Below are 15,772 nucleotides of genomic sequence, written 5' to 3' on the forward strand. Positions count from 1 at the left end.
CTGACCATCCCTGGTCCGCGCGCGGCGGCCGACCCTCCCATTGCTCCGGCCACCGCTGTCCTTCAGCCCCGCCCGATCAGAACTCTTCCCAGTCGTCCTCCTTGCCCTTGGCACGCACTGCCTTCGCCACGCCACGGGCGGCCCGCGAAGCATGCGCAGCCGGCTCGGCACGGGCCGGGCGGGCGGAGGCCAGCGGCACCACGGTGGCCGCGATGGATTCGAGCTTGAACACCGCAACCTGCTGGTTGAGCATGCCGGCCTGCTCCTGCAGGGCCTCGGCCGAGGCGGCGGCTTCTTCCACCAGCGCGGCGTTCTGCTGGGTCATCTCGTCCATCTGCGACACCGCGCCGTTCACCTCTTCGATGCCGCTGCTCTGCTCGGCGGACGCGGCGGCGATCTCGGCCATGATGTCGGTGACGCGCTTGATGGCGACCACGATGTCACTCATGGTCTGGCCGGCCTGGGCGACCAGGGTGTTGCCGCTCTCGACCTTGTCCACCGAGTCGTTGATCAGCGTCTTGATCTCCTTGGCGGCGGCGGCGGAACGCTGCGCCAGGGTGCGCACTTCTCCGGCCACGACCGCGAAGCCGCGGCCCTGTTCGCCGGCACGCGCCGCTTCGACAGCCGCGTTGAGCGCGAGGATATTGGTCTGGAAGGCGATGCCGTCGATCACCCCGATGATGTCGGCGATCTTGCGTGCCGAGTCGTTGATGGCTGACATGGTGCCGACCACCTTCTGCACCACGCTGCCGCCCTGGGTGGCGACTTCGGACGCGTTGACCGCCAGCGAGTTGGCCTGGCGCGCGTTCTCGGCGTTGAGTTTCACGGTGCTGGTCAGCTCTTCCATGCTCGACGCGGTTTCTTCCAGGCTCGACGCCTGCTGCTCGGTACGGGTGGAAAGCTCGGCGTTGCCGCTGGCGATCTCGCTGGCAGCGGTGTGGATGGTATCGGCCGCTTCGCGGATCTGCCCGAGCATCCGCGACAGGCTCTGCGCGGTCTCGTTGGCGTAGTCCTTGAGTTCGCCGAAGGTGCCCTGGTAATCAGTGTCGATGCGCTGGGTCAGGTCGCCCTGGGCCAGGGCACCAAGCACGCGGGTGACATCGCGCAGGCCCTTGTCGGCGGTGTCCACCAGGTTGTTCAGGCCGTTGGCAATCTTGAGGAAGAAGCCTTCCTTGTTGGAGGCCTCGATGCGCTTGGTGAAGTCGCCGGCGACGGCGGCGTCGACCAGTTGCGAGACTTCCTGCTCGGCGCGGAACTCCTCGGTCCGGTCGGTCCACTGCACCGCCGAGCCCAGGCGCTCGCCGGCATCGTTGAACACCGGCACCACGTCGAGTGCGAAGCGGCGGCCGCCCAGGCTCAGCTCGGCCTTATGCCGCGCGGTGAGGTGCGCGAGCATGCCGCGCTGGTGCGCCGGGTTCTTGTGGAACATGTCGATGTTGGCGCCCATCAGGCGGCTGGCGTTGAAGTTCGGCAGCTGCTTGCGGATGTCGGCCTCGGCATTGCCGAGCATCTCGGTGACGGTGCGGTTCATGTAGATGATGTCGAGATCGTTGTTGGCGATCATCACGTTGGCCGAGACGTTATCCAGCGCGCTCTTGATCCGCGCGTTGTACTCGGCGGCATCGGCGTTGGCCTTGAGGCTGTCGCGCACGCCGTCGATGGCCTCGGTGATGATGGCTTTCTTGCCCGGCAGGCGATCCATGTCCACCGAATAGTCGCCCTTGCCGTAGGCGGTGACAGTGGCGACGACCTTCATCTTCACTGCGATGTGCGCGGCGACCAGGTCGTTGATGCCCTTGGCGATTCGCGCCGGGCGGCCGGCGAACTTGTCCACCGGGATCACCTCGTCGATCCAGCCCAGCTCGTGCTGGCGGGTCATTTCCACCAGACCGGCTTCCAGGGCTTCCACCTGGGCCTGTTCGGCGCGCTGCTCACGCAGGCTGCGCTGGACGTTGCGCAGTCCGTCGTAGAGGCGCTCGTAGCCGGCGGCAGGCGCTTCGCCGATGGCGACGTCGAGGTTGCCGTCCACCAGGCTGTGGAGGATGGCGGTGATGCGGTCGGCGCGTTGCTGCGCCACAGCGTGTGCGTTGAACAGACCCATGTTGATTGTCCTCGGTCGCGATCAGGCGGCGGTTTCGTCGACCAGCGCCATTTCGCGGCTGGTCATGAGTTTTTCGATGTCCACCAGGATGAGCATCCGCTCACCGGCGGTGGCCAGGCCCAGCAGGTACTCGGTGTCGAAGCTGGCGGCGAATTCGGGGCGTGGCTTGATCTCGTCGCCGGCCAGGGCGATCACGTCGGAGACCGAGTCCACCACCGCGCCGACGATGCGCCGGCCGACGTTGAGGATGATCACCACGGTGAACTGGTCGTAGCTGATGTCCGCCAGGTTGAACTTGATGCGCAGGTCGACGATGGGAACGATGGCGCCACGCAGGTTGATCACGCCCTTGATGAAGGCCGGTGCGTTGGCGATCGCCGTGACCTGGTCGTACCCACGGATCTCCTGCACGCGCAGGATGTCGATGGCGTACTCCTCGCGGCCCAGGGTGAAGGTCAGGTATTCCTGCGCGGGGCTTGTCGCGACAGTGGCTTCAGCTGCGCTCATGGGTGGTTTCTCCTTGCGCCGCCAGGCGTGGCAGGGCATCGACATCGAGGATCAGGGCAACGCTGCCGTCGCCCATGATGGTGGCGCCGGCGATCCCGTCGATCCGGCGGAAGTTCTGCTCCAGGCTCTTGATCACCACCTGCTGCTGGCCAACCAGTTCGTCCACCTGCAGCGCGAAGCTCTTGCCCTCGGATTCGAGGATCACCACGATCCCCCGCTCCGGCGGCACGGGGTCCGCGCCAATGCGCAGCAACTGGTTGAGAGAGAACAGCGGCAGGTATTCGCCACGCACGCGGATCACCGTCGATTCCTCGCCGGCCAGTCCGCGCACGTCGTCGGCGCGGGCCTGCAGCGATTCGACGATGTAGGTCAGCGGGACGACGTAATTGACCTTCTCCACGGCGACGATCAGGCCGTCGAGGATGGCCAGGGTCAGCGGCAGGCGGATGCTCATGCGCGTGCCCATGCCGGGCGCCGAATCGATATCGATCCGTCCGCCCATGGCCTGGATGTTGCGCCGCACCACGTCCATGCCCACACCCCGGCCGGAGAGCTCGGTGACCGCTTCGGCGGTGGAGAAGCCGGGCATGAAGATCAGTTGCCAGACCTCCGCGTCGCTCATTCCGTCGTGCACCGGCAGGCCCTTTTCGCGGGCCTTGGCGAGGATGCGCTCGCGGGACAGGCCACGACCATCATCGGAGATCTCCACCACCACGCTGCCGCCCTGGTGGCTGGCGGCGAGCTTCACCGAGCCCTGGGCCGGCTTGCCCGCGGCCAGGCGTTCGGCGGGTGTCTCGATGCCGTGGTCGATGCTGTTGCGGACGATGTGGGTGAGCGGGTCGCTGAGCTTTTCGATGACGCTCTTGTCCAGCTCGGTGTGCTCGCCGTGCAGAATCAGCTCGACCTGCTTGCCCAGGCGCGCGGAGGTGTCGTGCACCAGGCGCGGGAAGCGGCTGAAGATGAAGCTGATCGGCAGCATGCGGATCGACATCACCGATTCCTGCAGGTCACGGGTGTTGTGCTCCAGTTGTGCCAGGGCCTGCTGCAGGCGCTCGAAGTGCGTGGGGTCGAGGTCTTCGCTGAGCTGGCTGAGCATGGCCTGGGTGATCACCAACTCGCCCACCAGGTTGATCAGGCTGTCGATCTTCTCGACGCTGACGCGGATGGAGCTGGATTCGCTGTCGGTGCGGGTGGCTGGCTTGGCGGCTGCGGCGGGCGCGGCCTTGGGCTGTTCGCTGGGCGTTGCAACCCGTGCAGCCACCGCGGGGGCGCCAGGCGCCTTGTCGAAGATGCCGTAGGGCTCGACGGGGTTGGCGTCCGGCGCGCCGGGGGCGTCGCCGAAGAAACCGAAGTCGTCATCGCTGCTGGCGCTGGTTGTGCTGGCGCCGGGAGTGCCGGGCGCATCATCGAAGAAACCGAACGCGTCGTCGCTGGCGCTGGCGTCAGATGCCAGGCGCGGCTCATCGAACAAGCCGACACCCTCATCGGCAGCATGCACGACAGGCTCCGCGAGCCAGGCGCGCAGGCGTTCCACGGTGGCGGCCACCGGTACGTCCGGATCGGGTATCTGGCTGCGGTGCGCATCGAGCAGGCGCTGCAGCACGTCACGGGCTTCGAGAAACACGCCGATCATGTCCGCGTGCAGGGCGGTCTGCCCGCAGCGGATGCGGTCGAGCAGGGTTTCCAGTTCGTGGGTCACGGCGGTCAGGTCTTCAAAGCCGAACATGCCGCTGGAGCCCTTGATCGAGTGGGCCGCGCGGAAAATGCCATTGAGCGTCTCGGCGTCCGGCTGATCGAGGTCGAGCCCGATCAGCAGGAGTTCGAGGGTCGCCAGGTGTTCGTCGGTTTCCTCGAAGAACACCTGGAGGAATTGCTCCATTCCGGTCGCCATTCAGGGTTCCCCTAGGGCAGGACCTTGCGGGTCACTTCCAGCAGTTTCGGCGGGTCGAACGGCTTCACCAGCCAGCCGGTGGCGCCCGCGCTCTTGCCCTGCTGCTTCATGGCGTCGCTGGATTCGGTGGTGAGCATCAGGATCGGCGTGCCACGGTAGCCGGCCATGTCGCGCAGGCTGCGGATCAGTGTCAGGCCATCCATGTTCGGCATGTTCTGGTCGGTGAAGACCAGGTTGTAGGTCTTGCGCTGGGCCTTGCCCAGGCCGTCCTTGCCGTCCACGGCCTCGTCCACCTCATAGCCGGCGGATTTGAGCGTGAAGCTCAGCATCTGCCGGATGGAGGCCGAGTCATCGACGATCAGAATCTGCTTTCCCATTGCGTTGGTTCTCCTCGGATTGCAATGCGTTTGTTGTCGCCAGGCGCACGAAAGCTCGCGCCATCCCGGCGCGCGGAAATGGTGTGTGGGGCTCAGCCGATGAGGGCGAGGTTGGCCAGGTATTCGAAGACGGGCTGCAGCATGTCGGGGCTCCTGCGTTGCCTTCAGGTCAGAACAGTTCCACCTCGCCAGCGTTGAGGCTGGTCTGGGCGACCGGGTTGCTCAGAGGGCGGCCGAGCTCGGCGACTTCGCCGCGCAGGCGTTCGCCCCACTCGCCGGGTTCGCGGCCATCCAGCGCTCCCAGGCCGACGGCGAGGGCGCCGAGGCGGGCGCTGTGCTTGCCGATCTGGCCGAGCAGCTGGCTGCTCATGTCCTGGAACTGCAGGGCGGTGACTGCGGCGTTGACGCCGTCGCCTACTTCCAGGGAGATGCGGTCCAGCTCCTGCACCACCTTCACGGTGTGCTGGTTCATGGTGTCGAGGTCGTCGAGCATGCTCTGGATCTTCTGGCGCGAATCCAGGGCGAAGGTCATGTCCTTGTCCGCCAGTTGGCTGATGGCGCCTTCGGCATCCTTGATCTCGTGGTAGACCACGTCGACGTGTTCACGAATGGCTTGCGAGAAGTGCGTGGAGCGGGTCGACAGCGCGCGGACCTCGTCGGCCACCACGGCAAAGCCCCGGCCGCTTTCGCCGGCGCGGGCGGCTTCGATGGCGGCGTTAAGGGCCAGCAGGTTGGTCTGCTTGGCGATGGCGTCCATGTCCTGGGTGGACTGCAGGATCTCGGCGATCTTGTGGGTCACGCGGTCCATGCGTTCCACCAGTTGCTGCGAGGTGCGGCTGGTTTCCAGGGTGGCTTCGACGAACAGCCCGAGGGTTTCCTGGGTGGCGTGGATGAAGCGTTGGAAGTCGATGTCACCGTCCATGTGGCCGCGACCGTCGTAGCGCTCGATCAACGAGTGGGACAGGCCGCGCTGGGTGTCGATGCGCTCGGCGAGGGCATGGAAGCTGTCGGTCAACTGGCGGATGGCCTGGTGCAGGAGGCTGTCGATTTGGTGGGTATGACCGTTGAGCGAAGCCAGATGGCCTTCCATGCCTTCCTGCAGTGGTCGCCAGTGCGGCAGTTCGTCGTTGCGCAGGTTGGTCGCCTGGGCATCGCCGCCGGCCTTCCCGGTACCGCACAGCAGGCTGCTCAGCACCAGGCTCGAGAGCCAGCCCACCGGCAGCATCCACCAGAACGGCACGCCAACCGCGCACAGTACAGCCACGACCGCCCAGGGCAGGGTCTGGATGATGAGGCGCCGTGGCCAATCCTGGCTGGCTGCTTGAACCGCCTGGGGGCTCAACTGTGAATCGCGCATTCAGTGCACTCCATTGCCGGGCGCCGGTATCCGGGCCAAACGGCTGCTGACAACGTCTTGAGCAGGAATTCGGCCCAGCGATTTAAAACTAGAGTGCCGTTGGGTGATGTCAAACTGGCGGCACATTCCCGTCACCAGGGATAGACCCTTGATCTAGAGGGGTTTTCGCTGAATGGCCGTTCATCGTCGCTGTCCGGAGGGCGACGGGCGGTAGCTCGCAGGCCTTGTGTGACGCGGGCTGTAGCGATTTTTCGATGACAAAACGTGCCGGCCGGGATGGCATCCGGAGCCACGGTGAAGAGGTGAGACAGAGGCGGATCGCAACTGCCTCCCGCCGACTCTCTCTGCCTGGTTCCCTCTCCCTAAGGGCGAGGGGACCGTTCGGTGCAGGATGAAACGGCAGCGTCAGCCGGCACGGACAGCTCCCTCTCCCTTCAGGGAGAGGGCGGGGGAGAGGGGAGACTCGAGCGCAGGATGCTCCCGGTCGGGGGCTTACAGCGTACCGAGCAGCTGGCGCGCCGCCTGGGTGTGGTCGGCGATCAGGCGCTTGAGGTCGAGGCCTTCCACCTCACCATCCACCACGCGCCAGGTGCCGCCGATCATGATCCGGTCGGCCTTGTCGGCGCCGCACAGCAGCAAGGCCGAGAGCGGATCGTGGCTGCCGGAGAAGCGCAGTTCGTCGAGCTTGAACAGCGCGAGGTCGGCCTGCTTGCCCACGGCCAGCTCACCGATGTCGCTGCGGCCGATCAGCTTCGCCGAACCCCGGGTGGCCCAGCCCAGGGCGCGTTCCGGGGTGATCTGCTCGGCGCCATAGCGCAGGCGCTGGATGTACAGGGCCTGGCGGGCTTCGAGGATCATGTTCGACGCGTCGTTGGAGGCCGAGCCATCCACGCCGATGCCCACCGGTGCACCGGCGGCTTCCAGCGCCACGGTTGGGCAGATGCCCGAGGCCAGGCGCATGTTCGAGCTGGGACAGTGGCAGACACCGGTACCGGCTTCGCCCAGACGGCGGATTTCCTCGTCGTTGAAGTGGATGCCGTGGGCCAGCCAGGTGCGCGGGCCGAGCCAGCCAACGCTGTCCAGGTAATCCACCGTGCGCTGGCCGAAGCGCTGCAGGCAGAAGTCTTCCTCGTCGAGGGTTTCGGCGAGGTGGGTGTGCAGGCGCACGTCCTCGCGTTCGGCCAGTTCGGCGCTGGCACGCATGATTTCCGGGGTGACCGAGAACGGCGAGCAGGGCGCCAGGGCAATCTGCACCTGGGCGCCTTCGCCGCGCTGGTGGTACGCGCGGATCAGACGCTGGCTGTCGTCGAGGATGGCCTCGGCGCTCTGCACGGTCTGCTGCGGCGGCAGGCCGCCATCGGCTTCGCCCAGGCTCATCGAGCCACGGGTGAGCATGGCGCGCATGCCCAGTTCCTGGACCACACCGGCCTGCACGTCGATGGCCTGCTCCAGACCGTCGGGGAACAGGTAGTGGTGGTCGGCGGCGGTGGTACAGCCTGACAGCAGCAGTTCGGCCAGCGCGACCTGGGTGGCCACGCCGAGCTGCTCGGGGGTCAGCCGCGCCCACACCGGGTAGAGCGTCTTCAGCCAGGGGAACAGCGGCTGGTTGACCACCGGCGCCCAGGCGCGGGTGAGGGTCTGGTAGAAGTGGTGGTGGGTGTTGATCAGGCCGGGCGTCAGCACGTGCTGGCTGGCGTCGAAGGTCTGCTGGACGGGAGTTGAAGGCTGCTGGCCGGCGGCGACCAGTTCGACGATGCGGCCGTCCTGGACCACGAGGCCGCCACGGGCGTCGAGGTCGTTGGCGGTGAAGATGGCCAGCGGGTTGCGCAGCCAGAGACGCGGGGAAGACATGGGTGAGTTCTCCAAACGGACGGAGCCGTTCGTAGCGATCCGGCTCCATGGGGTCATGGGAAGCCAGCTCAGTGTTCACCCTGTCTGCTGATCCAGGTCCGTTGACCCGGAAGTCAGACGTGGGCGCATGGTAACGCCCACGGCGCGAGCCGTCACCAGTCGATCGTCGTTCCCTGGTAGTCCAGGTAGAACTGGCCGCCACGGCCGGCGTGGCTTTCGACCTGGTCGGCGAGGCCCTTCACGCTGGTCGGCACGTCCAGCGGCGCGGACTCGCCGCCCATGTCGGTGCGCACCCAGCCCGGGTGCAGGTTGAGCAGGGTGATGCCGGTCTCGCCCAGCTCGGCGACGAAGCTGCGGGTCAGCGAATTGAGCGCTGCCTTGCTCGCGCGGTACAGCGCCATGCCGCCGGATTGGTTGCCGGCGACGCTGCCCAGTTCCGAGGTCATGAAGGCCAGCACGCCGTGTTCGGCATCCAGGCGCGGCAGCAGGCGTTCGGCCAGGCGCAGCGGGGCGATAGCGTTGACCATGAACAGCTGGCCGACCTCGGCGAGGCTGGCGTCGATGCTCGACTGGTGCGGCGGACCGTAGATGCCGGCGTTGATGTAGATGAGGTCGAAGCGGGCGCCGGCCAGGGCTTCGGCGAGGCGGTCCTGGGACTGCGCGTCATCGAGCAGCAGGGATTCGACGCGCACCGGCAGCGCCGCCAGTTCGCCGGCGTTGGCGGCGTCACGCACGGTGGCGGTGATGTCCCAGCCGCGCTCCAGCAGCTCGCGCACCAGGCCCAGACCGAGGCCGCGCGAGGCGCCGATGATCAGGGCGGATTTGGCAGTGCTCATGGCGTTCTCCGGTACCGTTGAAAAGCCCTCAGCATACCTGCTCAGTTCTCCGCGCGCAGGCGGTCCAGGCGCAACCGGTCGCGCTCGTCGGTGAGCCGCCAGGCCGATAGCCAGACCGCGCCCAGGGCGGTGGCGAAGCCGGCGGCGGTGAGCAGGAACATCAGCAGAATCTGGTAGCGCGCGGCGTCCAGTGGGTCCATGCCGGCGAGAATCTGCCCGGTCATGATGCCCGGCAGGGTGATGATGCCGGCGGCGGCCATCTGGTTCAGCGTGGGGATCAGGCCGGTGTAGAGGGCGCGGCGCAGCACACCATCCAGCGCGGTGTAGCGATCCGCGCCGAGCGCCAGGCGCGCCTCGATGGCGGCGCGCTCGCGGGTGACGCTGGCGAAGACCTGGTTCAGGGCCAGGCTCGCGGCGTTCATCGCGGTGCCGAGGATGATGCCCACCAGGGGAATGGCGTGGCGCGGGTCATACCAGGGTTGCGGGCGCAGGCTGCTGGACAGGGCGAACAGCGCGATGCCGAGCGTGGCGACACCCAGCGTGCTGCCGCCGATGCCCAGGTGCCAGAAACCGGCGAGGCGGCGCCGCTGACGGGAACCGACTTCGAACGTGGCGGCCGCGAGCATGCCTGCCACCACCAGGGCGGTCAGCCAGGGCGAGGACAGGGCGAACACCTGGCGCAGGAACAGCCCGACGAGCACCAGCTGCACCACCAGGCGCACGGCGGAGATCAGCAGGGTGCGCTGCAGGCCGAGGCGCAGTGCCCAGGACAACGCGGCGGCAGCGACGATCAGCAGGGCCGCGAGGGCCAGTTCCGGCAGGCTCAGCTGGAGTGGCGTCATACGCTGACCTCGCGCAGCCCCTGGCTGTCGAGCAGCAGCCGGACATCGCCCAGGCGACGTGCCTGTTCGGCGTCGTGGCTGACCAGCAGCAGGCCCGTGCCGTGTGCCTGCAGGCCTCGCAGCAGTTGTTCGACGGCCTCGCGGCTGTCCGGGTCGAGCGCTGCCGTCGGTTCGTCCAGCAGCAGGAAGCGGGGGTTCTGCACGACCGCACGGAGCAGCGCCAGGCGTTGCCGTTCGCCGGTGGAGAGCTGCATGACCTGGGCCTGCAGCAGTGCCGGGTCGAGGTTCACCTGTGGCAGCAACGGGCGCACGGCGTCCAGATCGCCGAAGTGCGCGGCGACGTCGTCCTCCCACCAGCCGGACTCGGCTGCCAGGTAGGTCACCAGGCGTCGCCAGGTGCTGGCCGGCAGGCTTTCGCGGTCGACGCCGGCGAGGCTGACGCGGCCCTGGTTCGGGTCGAGGTCGGCGAGCATGCGCAGCAGCAGGCTCTTGCCGATGCCCGACGGTCCGCTGAGCACCGTGCAGCGGCCGGGCGCCAGGTCGAGATCGAAGGGGCCGCTGTACGCGCCGCGCAACGCGCGGGCCTGCAACGGGCCGAGGGGAATCTGCGGAGGGTTCATGGGCCTGATCTGCCGGGAGAGTCGCCGGCGAGGATATCAAGGGCGGGTGTCGCGGCAATGTGAAATGCCGGGTCCCGGAACGACAAGGCCCGGCATGAGCCGGGCCTTGTGGATAAAAAACCCCGGGCGTGTGCGCCGGGGCCTGAGCAAGGAGCCCAATCAGTCGGTGGTGATCTTCGAATGCTTCTGGGTGTCCTTCATGGTCACGTAGACCAGCAGCGAGCAGGCGATGCACGCGGTGACGTACCAGTAGAAGCCGCTCTCCATGCCGATGCTCTTGAACCACAGCGCCACGTACTCGGCGGTGCCGCCGAAGATCGACACGGTCAGCGCGTAGGGCAGGCCCACGCCCAGGGCGCGGATCTCGGTGGGGAACAGCTCGGCCTTCACCACGGCGTTGATCGAGGTGTAGCCGCTGACGATGACCAGTGCGGCCATGATCAGGAAGAACGCGCCCCACCAGGTGTCGATGGTGTGCAGGGTGCTGAGGATCGGGTAGGTGAAGACAGTGCCCAGGACGCCGAAGGCGATCAGGATCGGACGACGGCCGATCTTGTCCGACAGCGCGCCGACGATGGGCTGCAGCAGCATGAACAGGAACAGGGTGGCCGCCGAGATCATGGTCGAGTCGTTCTTGCTCATCCCCACCGTGTTCACCAGGTATTTCTGCATGTAGGTGGTGTAGGTGTAGAAGGCCAGGGTACCGCCCATGGTCAGGCCGACCACGGTCAGGACTTCCTTCGGATGGCGCAGCAGCGAGCGCATCAGGCTTTCCTTGGGCTCTTCCTTCTTGGTGGTGAAGGACTCGGTCTCTTCCATGCCGCGACGCAGGAACATGGCCACGACCGCGCACAGGGCACCGATGAAGAACGGCACGCGCCAGCCCCAGCTTTCCAGCTGCTCGGTGGTCAGGGTCTGCTGCAGCACGATCAGCACCGCCAGGGCGATGAGCTGGCCGGAGATCAGGGTGACGTACTGGAAACTGGAGAAGAAGCCGCGCTGCTCCTTGTTCGCCATCTCGCTCAGGTAGGTCGCGGATGTGCCGTATTCGCCGCCGACCGACAGGCCCTGCAGCAGGCGCGCGAGCACCAGCAGGATCGGGGCGCCGACGCCGATGGTTTCATAGCTGGGGGTCAGGGCGATGATCAGCGAGCCGAAGCACATCAGCAGCACAGAGGCCAGCAGCGCCGCCTTGCGGCCCTTGCGGTCGGCGTAGATGCCCATCAGCCAGCCGCCGATCGGACGCATGAGGAAGCCCACGGCGAAGATCGCGGCGGTGTTCAGCAACTGGGCGGTCATGTCGCCCTGGGGGAAGAACGCCTTGGCGAAGTACAGCGAGAAGGCGGCGTAGACGTACCAGTCGTACCACTCGACCAGGTTGCCGACCGAGCCACTGAAGATCGACTTGATGCGCTGGGAAGTCGTGCGGGGTGCGGCAGAAGCGGAGACGGCGCTTGCGCTATCCATGGGTATTCCTCTTTGTCGTTGTTGTCGTCAGGCGTGCGGACTACTCGGAACGTCACGCCGGCGCGCCGCGAGGGCGGCGCAGTGTCGAGGGCGATAGCAGGCAGCGTGCCAACTGGTAGAAGCCACACCGTTACTGAGGTGCACGTGTATTGGAGGGGCGCGCGTCGGCAGAGATATGCTGAGCGATAGGGGGCACTGAGCGGAAATCCGCTCAGTGGCGCGAGGCTTATTGCAGAGGTACAGCTGTGAAGATTTGAGACTTGGCGTACCAAGTCTCAAACAACATAGGACGGGCTGGCTTGGATCGTGACCCTGGCTTAGCGAAAAGCGCTGCTTCTTACTCCGCTCTTGCGGGTCTTAAGTACATGACTCCATATATCATTGGGACTACAAATAGAAGAATATAGTTATCCAAGTATTGAGGGTAGAAGACGACCGTGTGAGCGACAAACATAGAGGCTGCCACCTGGAAGAATGGATTCTCGGAGCCTCGTAACCTCCAGCAGATCCCTATACAGATAGATATCGCGAGCAATAGCCGAGCGTTGGAATTTGTCAGCGCGCCAACTGCCTGGGATAACCATTCACTTTTAGCAATGTAGTCTGGAATGAAAATGGCAGCGGAGCCAATTGTCGAATTGATGGTGATAAAATTCACTTTGAGGAAGCGCTCGCCGCCAATGAACCAAAATAGCAAAAGAGTGGCTATGCAATAAAATACTCCACCTGCCAATAGTTTCCAGGAGCGAGCCCAACTGAATGCTCCGCTCCACATCCACCAAACCCCGATCGCCAGAACGGCAAAGGCATAATTTGCCCGGCTTAGTAGCAGGAAACCCATCGCCATGCCAGCAGCGAAGAACCAGTTCATTCTAAGCAAGAACCACACTGAGGGAAGTAGAATCGCGGCAAAGTACAGCTCATCCAACGCCAGATGCCATGTGGTAAAAAAGCCGGAAACAGGGATCAGCGTGATTAGGCAGCCCACGGGGAAGAGATTGTTCCTTGCCATGCAATCGCCGATCAGCATGAAGGCCAGGAATGTCACCCAGAGTACAAAGGTAATCTCAGAGAGATTACCAGTGGTGGCGACCCAGGGCAGTGCGAGGAGAATACTGGATGGTCCGGTAGTGATTGGGTTGGAGTAGTGTGTGGCGTGTGACCATGGGTTTTCACCATTAATAAGAGCCTGGGCCGATATAATGACCGCCTCTGCTCGATCAGCGACATTTGCCTGTGGCCCTAATGCGTCAACGCAAACATACCATCCAATGAGTGATACCATTCCAATGGCCAGAGCGCCGTATACTATAAAGCGAGGTGCTCGTATAAGAGTCAGGATTCCGAAAATAATTATCCCGAGAGTGGTCCACCCTGTTGCTTCCGTCGCTCTGAGGTTTGTATATATCAGGAGTGCTGAAATGAACGCGGCGGCAGGGTGTAGGATGGCGGGCGAGCGAAAATACTGAACTAGGCTGTCCGATAATCCTATTTTCCAGTTATGCATTTCAATGCTGTCTGCTTGCATGAAGTCCGGCCGTTAGTGAGTACTCTACGTGTGGCGAGTATAACGGAAGCATGATCTTTTTCGCACACTGGGCAGCGCCATTTGGATTTGATGTCGGATAGTGCCGACCTGGCAAAGGCGATTGACTCAGGATTCAGCGCTGCTTGAATAATTCCCCCGGCGTAAACCCGAACAAGCCCTTGAACGACGCAATGTACGCCGAGGTGGAGTCATAGCCGCAGTCGAGCGCCGCCGCCGTCACGCTGTCGCCGGCTTCCAGCGAGCCGAGGGACGCCAGCAGGCGCTGGCGCTGGCGCCAGAGACGGAAGGTCATCCCGGTTTCGCGCTGGAACAGCCGCGACAGGGTCTTCTCCGAGGTGCCGATGCGCTGCGCCCAGTCGCCCAGCGTGTGGCTGTCGGTGGGGTGGTCGATCAGCGTCTGGCACAACTGCAGCAAGCGGCTTTCCTGCGGCATCGGCAGGGAGAAGGCAACCTCCGGCAGGTGGCGCAACTGGTCCAGCAGCACCTGCACCAGTCGCGAGTCGGCGCTGTCGCCCTGTGGATAATCCACCGGCAGCTCGCAGAAGCTCTTGATCAGCTCGCGGGCCAGCGGCGTCACCTCCAGCACCCGGCAGCGGTCCGGCGCCCACTGGCAGGCGTCGTCGCGGATATACAGGCTGCGCATGTCCGCCTGGGTCGAGGTCACCACTTCGTGATCGAGGAAGGCCGGAATCCAGATCGCCCGCTGTGGCGGCGCGAAGAAGCTGCCCTCGGCCGTGTGTACACCCAGCACCCCGGTAATCGCATAGGACAACTGGACCCAGGCGTGATGGTGCCGGCTCGTCCAGGAGCCCGCGCGCAGCCGCTCGGCCCGCGCATAGACCGGCCGGGGCAGGCGGTCGAGCACGGGGATCAGGCGTTGCAGTTCGGGAGCTTGTCCTTTCATCGATCTATCTGCAGGTAATGTCGCTGGATGGCGCAGTCTGGCAGGCCGCTCCACGTGCCTCAAGCCGGATCGGAGCCATTGCCGTCCCGAACGGCGGCGTTCGACACCGGGAGGAAGCCTCCGGCAAGGCGACCGCCGGGCGGTCCGAGGCACTTTGGCAGGTGTGGTGAAGGCCCTTGTCTGGCATTATCCGCGCCCGGAAAAACGCGTGGTGTGGTCCTGCGGCTGTTGTGTAGATTTCCCACAGGATAGTTGTATACATAAATTGTGTTGATTCGTTTCAACACATGTTCGTCGTGTATCCAATCTTCCGGTCGGCGATCGCCATTTCAGTGCCTCCTGCTGGGGCCGATGCCCTCGAAACAGGCGAAGTTGTCCTGTGAGTCAGGAAATGGCCCGGCCCGTGCACCTGCGTCTTCCCTGCCAAAGGAGCGGACCTGAAGGGGTTCGTCATAAAAGTGGAACATCTGGTCAGGATTGGCGCCAATCTTGCTTTTCCTCGCCAGGCCTGACCAACCGGACAGGTTCCACCGACAATTAAAAACGCAACACGACTGCACTGATTAGGAGCAACGCATGACTCGCACTCTCGCATCCCTGCTGCTCGCCGGCGGGCTGCTCGCGGCCGGGCAGGCCATGGCTGGCGGTGAAGACCTGACCCCGGCGCCGGCTTCCAACGACGGCCCGCTGATCTGGCACAACGAAAGCCTGACCTACCTGTGGGGCAAGAACTTCAAGGTAGACCCGCCGATCCAGCAGACCTTCACCTTCGAGAGTGCGAGCGCCTGGACCTGGGGTGACATCTGGTTCTTCGTCGACCAGATCAACTACAACGGAAAAGAAAGCGCCACCAACGGCAAGAACACCTACTACGGCGAGTTCAGCCCGCGCCTGTCGTTCGGCAAGATCACCGGTGCCGACCTGTCCTTCGGGCCGGTCAAGGACGTGCTGCTGGCCACCACCTACGAATTCGGCGAAGGCGACGTCGAGTCCTACCTGGTTGGCCCGGGCTTCGACCTGGCGCTGCCGGGCTTCGACTACTTCCAGCTGAACTTCTACTACCGCAAGCCTGATGGCAACCGCGTGCCGTCCGGGGCCTGGCAGGTCACCCCGGCCTGGGCCATCACCATCCCGGTGGGCAACTCCGACATCCTGTTCGACGGCTTCATGGACTGGGTCGTCAACAACAAGAGCGCCAGCTCCAGCGAGCGCAACCAGAGCGACTACCACGCCAACCTGCACTTCAACCCGCAGCTCAAGTACGACCTGGGCAAGTCCCTGGGCTACGAGGCCAAGCACCTGTACGTGGGTATCGAGTACGACTACTGGTCCGACAAGTACGGCATCAAGGATTCGCAGTACTTCACCACCGACCAGAACACCGTCAGCGCACTGGTCAAGTACCACTTCTGATGCTGGAAAGGCCCTGCCGTCATGGCGGGGCCTTTGCGCTCCGGCGCAGAAAGTCAT

13 protein-coding genes are annotated in these 15,772 nt (G+C 64.8%); 1 reads left to right on the forward strand and 12 read right to left on the reverse strand.

Translation table 11 applies throughout. From position 1 onward, the window contains the following. Nucleotides 1-76: 76 nt before the first annotated feature. The 12 genes from AC1ZV1_RS00660 to AC1ZV1_RS00715 all read right to left on the reverse strand — a co-directional run bounded on the left by AC1ZV1_RS00660 (nucleotide 77) and on the right by AC1ZV1_RS00715 (nucleotide 14,302). Nucleotides 77-2,101 carry a methyl-accepting chemotaxis protein gene (locus tag AC1ZV1_RS00660; RefSeq protein WP_484295080.1) on the reverse strand — a complete coding sequence of 675 codons (2,025 nt, stop codon included), beginning with the start codon at nucleotides 2,099-2,101 and terminating at the stop codon, nucleotides 77-79. 21 nt (nucleotides 2,102-2,122) lie between these two features. Next, nucleotides 2,123-2,608, reverse strand: coding sequence for a chemotaxis protein CheW (locus tag AC1ZV1_RS00665; protein WP_484295081.1), 486 nt, complete (start codon nucleotides 2,606-2,608; stop codon nucleotides 2,123-2,125). Continuing rightward, nucleotides 2,595-4,499 (reverse strand): chemotaxis protein CheA, encoded by a 1,905-nt coding sequence (locus tag AC1ZV1_RS00670; RefSeq protein ID WP_484295082.1) that lies wholly within the window; start codon nucleotides 4,497-4,499, stop codon nucleotides 2,595-2,597. Before AC1ZV1_RS00670 ends, AC1ZV1_RS00665 begins: the two co-directional genes overlap by 14 nt. 11 nt (nucleotides 4,500-4,510) lie before the next feature. Further along, complete coding sequence (locus tag AC1ZV1_RS00675; protein ID WP_045213473.1) at nucleotides 4,511-4,876, reverse strand: response regulator; 366 nt, start codon at nucleotides 4,874-4,876, stop codon at nucleotides 4,511-4,513. 169 nt (nucleotides 4,877-5,045) lie between these two features. Further along, nucleotides 5,046-6,233 carry a methyl-accepting chemotaxis protein gene (locus AC1ZV1_RS00680; protein ID WP_484295083.1) on the reverse strand — a complete coding sequence of 396 codons (1,188 nt, stop codon included), beginning with the start codon at nucleotides 6,231-6,233 and terminating at the stop codon, nucleotides 5,046-5,048. A gap of 492 nt (nucleotides 6,234-6,725) precedes the next feature. Continuing rightward, the gene (locus AC1ZV1_RS00685; protein ID WP_484295084.1) at nucleotides 6,726-8,084 is read right to left on the reverse strand and encodes an 8-oxoguanine deaminase; all 1,359 of its coding nucleotides are present in this window, start codon (nucleotides 8,082-8,084) and stop codon (nucleotides 6,726-6,728) included. Between the two features lie 152 nt (nucleotides 8,085-8,236). Further along, nucleotides 8,237-8,920 carry an SDR family oxidoreductase gene (locus tag AC1ZV1_RS00690; protein ID WP_484295085.1) on the reverse strand — a complete coding sequence of 228 codons (684 nt, stop codon included), beginning with the start codon at nucleotides 8,918-8,920 and terminating at the stop codon, nucleotides 8,237-8,239. Nucleotides 8,921-8,961: 41 nt separating this feature from the next. Then, nucleotides 8,962-9,762 (reverse strand): ABC transporter permease, encoded by an 801-nt coding sequence (locus tag AC1ZV1_RS00695; protein ID WP_484295086.1) that lies wholly within the window; start codon nucleotides 9,760-9,762, stop codon nucleotides 8,962-8,964. Next, nucleotides 9,759-10,382 carry an ABC transporter ATP-binding protein gene (locus AC1ZV1_RS00700; RefSeq protein ID WP_484295087.1) on the reverse strand — a complete coding sequence of 208 codons (624 nt, stop codon included), beginning with the start codon at nucleotides 10,380-10,382 and terminating at the stop codon, nucleotides 9,759-9,761. The genes AC1ZV1_RS00695 and AC1ZV1_RS00700 overlap by 4 nt, the downstream gene beginning before the upstream one ends. 159 nt (nucleotides 10,383-10,541) lie before the next feature. After that, entirely contained in the window at nucleotides 10,542-11,849 is a 1,308-nt protein-coding gene (locus tag AC1ZV1_RS00705; protein WP_484295088.1) for an MFS transporter, read from the reverse strand. Between the two features lie 337 nt (nucleotides 11,850-12,186). Beyond that, on the reverse strand, nucleotides 12,187-13,377 hold the full coding sequence (locus AC1ZV1_RS00710; RefSeq protein ID WP_484295089.1) for a hypothetical protein: 1,191 nt from the start codon (nucleotides 13,375-13,377) through the stop codon (nucleotides 12,187-12,189). Between the two features lie 133 nt (nucleotides 13,378-13,510). Beyond that, entirely contained in the window at nucleotides 13,511-14,302 is a 792-nt protein-coding gene (locus AC1ZV1_RS00715; RefSeq protein ID WP_484295090.1) for an AraC family transcriptional regulator, read from the reverse strand. A 576-nt stretch (nucleotides 14,303-14,878) separates the two neighbouring features. Between AC1ZV1_RS00715 and AC1ZV1_RS00720 the strand changes: the two genes are divergently transcribed. Beyond that, nucleotides 14,879-15,715 (forward strand): outer membrane protein OmpK, encoded by an 837-nt coding sequence (locus AC1ZV1_RS00720; protein ID WP_484295091.1) that lies wholly within the window; start codon nucleotides 14,879-14,881, stop codon nucleotides 15,713-15,715. The last annotated feature ends 57 nt before the right edge of the window (nucleotides 15,716-15,772 follow it).

Source organism: Pseudomonas sp. BB438 (genome assembly GCF_057180225.1).

Excerpts from the sequence above, each read along its gene's own strand:
- AC1ZV1_RS00690 (WP_484295085.1), bottom strand. The coding sequence starts at position 8,920 with ATGAGCACTGCCAAATCCGCCCTGATCATCGGCGCCTCGCGCGGCCTC.
- AC1ZV1_RS00665 (WP_484295081.1), bottom strand. The coding sequence starts at position 2,608 with ATGAGCGCAGCTGAAGCCACTGTCGCGACAAGCCCCGCGCAGGAATAC.
- AC1ZV1_RS00675 (WP_045213473.1), bottom strand. The coding sequence starts at position 4,876 with ATGGGAAAGCAGATTCTGATCGTCGATGACTCGGCCTCCATCCGGCAG.
- AC1ZV1_RS00685 (WP_484295084.1), bottom strand. The coding sequence starts at position 8,084 with ATGTCTTCCCCGCGTCTCTGGCTGCGCAACCCGCTGGCCATCTTCACC.
- AC1ZV1_RS00660 (WP_484295080.1), bottom strand. The coding sequence starts at position 2,101 with ATGGGTCTGTTCAACGCACACGCTGTGGCGCAGCAACGCGCCGACCGC.
- AC1ZV1_RS00715 (WP_484295090.1), bottom strand. The coding sequence starts at position 14,302 with ATGAAAGGACAAGCTCCCGAACTGCAACGCCTGATCCCCGTGCTCGAC.
- AC1ZV1_RS00700 (WP_484295087.1), bottom strand. The coding sequence starts at position 10,382 with ATGAACCCTCCGCAGATTCCCCTCGGCCCGTTGCAGGCCCGCGCGTTG.
- AC1ZV1_RS00705 (WP_484295088.1), bottom strand. The coding sequence starts at position 11,849 with ATGGATAGCGCAAGCGCCGTCTCCGCTTCTGCCGCACCCCGCACGACT.
- AC1ZV1_RS00695 (WP_484295086.1), bottom strand. The coding sequence starts at position 9,762 with ATGACGCCACTCCAGCTGAGCCTGCCGGAACTGGCCCTCGCGGCCCTG.
- AC1ZV1_RS00720 (WP_484295091.1), top strand. The coding sequence starts at position 14,879 with ATGACTCGCACTCTCGCATCCCTGCTGCTCGCCGGCGGGCTGCTCGCG.
- AC1ZV1_RS00710 (WP_484295089.1), bottom strand. The coding sequence starts at position 13,377 with ATGCAAGCAGACAGCATTGAAATGCATAACTGGAAAATAGGATTATCG.
- AC1ZV1_RS00670 (WP_484295082.1), bottom strand. The coding sequence starts at position 4,499 with ATGGCGACCGGAATGGAGCAATTCCTCCAGGTGTTCTTCGAGGAAACC.
- AC1ZV1_RS00680 (WP_484295083.1), bottom strand. The coding sequence starts at position 6,233 with ATGCGCGATTCACAGTTGAGCCCCCAGGCGGTTCAAGCAGCCAGCCAG.